Raw genomic sequence first — 1,578 nt, 5'->3', positions numbered from 1 at the left:
CGATGTTTCGCTTCCGTGACATGCCGGTGGCGCGGAAGGTCGGGCTCGCGGTGGTGCTGGCGAGCGCCCTGTCGCTCACGATGGCCGTGGGGGCGTTCGCCTGGAGGGAGGTTCGTTCGTACCGGCACCACGCGGCGGACCGGCTCCGGACCCTGGCCGAGGTGCTCGCGGCGAACTCCGCCGCGGCGCTGCTCTTCGACGACGCCGACGCCGGGGCCCGCACCTTGGCCTCCCTGGCGTCCCAGCCCCGGGTCGACGCGGCCTGGCTCCTGCGGCCGGACGGGCGGGTGTTTGCCCGGTACGGGGCCGACGAGCCCCCGCCGCAGACGGACGAAGGCGCGGGGGCCGTGCGCTGGGAAGGCCGGTGGCTCGTGGTGGCTCGGCCGGTGCGCCTCGACGACGAGCCCCTGGGGTGGATCGTGATCCGGGAGCACGCGGGGGAGCTCGTGGCCCAGCTCTGGTGGGGGGCCGGCGTCGCGCTGGGGATATTCGGCCTGGCCGTGGTGGTGGCCTGGGCCGTTTCTCTGCCCCTGCGGCGCCGCATCTCGGCCCCGATCCGGGCGCTCGCCGAGGCCATGGAACGGGTGGGCGAATCCGGGGATCTGAACGTGCGCGTCCCGGGCCGGGGCCGGGACGAGGTGGGGACCCTGATCCGGGGGTTCAACCGGATGCTCGAGCAGATCGCCGATCGGGACGAGAGGCTCGGCCGCCTGGCCGCGGCCGTAGACCAGGCGGCCGAAGGGATCGTGGTCACCGACCCCGACGGCCAGATCCAGTACGCGAACCGCGCGTTTCGGGCGCTGGTGGGCCTGGGGGAGGAGGGGGGGACGGGGATCAACCTGTTCTCCCTGTACCCTACCGACGAGCCCCGGGTGGACGATCTTCGCGACGCCGCCGAGCACGGCCGGGTGTGGAGCGGGCGGCTACGGGCCCTGCGGGCCGACGGGAGCGGGTATCACGAGGAATGCGCGCTCTCCCCGGTCAAGGGGGCGGATGGAGAGGTACACAGCCTCGTGGTGGTGAAGCGCGACGTCACCCGCGAGGTCGAGTTCGAGGCGCGGCTCGCGCAGAACCAAAAGCTCGAGGCCCTGGGTACCCTGGCCGGCGGCGTGGCCCACGATTTCAACAACGTGCTGACCCCGATCCTGGGCTATGCGGAACTGGCGCTGCATCAGGTGGACCCGCACAGCAAGCTCCACCGCAACCTGTCACGGATCCTCAAGGCGGCCGAACGGGCCAAGGCGTTGGTGGATCAGATCCTGGCGTTCAGCCGCCGGACCGAGGACACCCGCGTCGAACTGCGATTCGGAGAACTCCTTCGGGAGACCGAGGAGCTCCTGCGGGCCTCGATTCCGAAGCGGGTCCGGTTGGCGGTTTCTTGCGAGGCAGACGAGGATTGGGTCGCCGGGAATCCGACCCAACTCCAACAGGTGGTCATGAATCTGGTCACGAACGCCTGGCACGCTATGGAGCCCGACGGGGGAACCGTGGAGGTGGCGGTGGAGGCCGAGGAGGTGTGCGAGCCGGAGCCCGATCTCCCGGCGGGCCGGTATCTGGTGCTCCGGGTCACCGACGAGG

General features: G+C 71.5%; 1 protein-coding gene. It reads left to right on the top strand.

The window, feature by feature from the left end; all coding sequences use genetic code 11:
- On the top strand, positions 1-1,578 hold a 1,578-nt coding region (locus tag ACYQ8L_RS18455; RefSeq protein WP_459943289.1), incomplete at both ends, for a HAMP domain-containing protein.

The organism is Deferrisoma palaeochoriense (assembly GCF_054656955.1).
The sequence above is the reverse complement of the archived record's forward strand: the minus strand, read 5'-3'. Positions and strand labels throughout refer to the sequence as shown.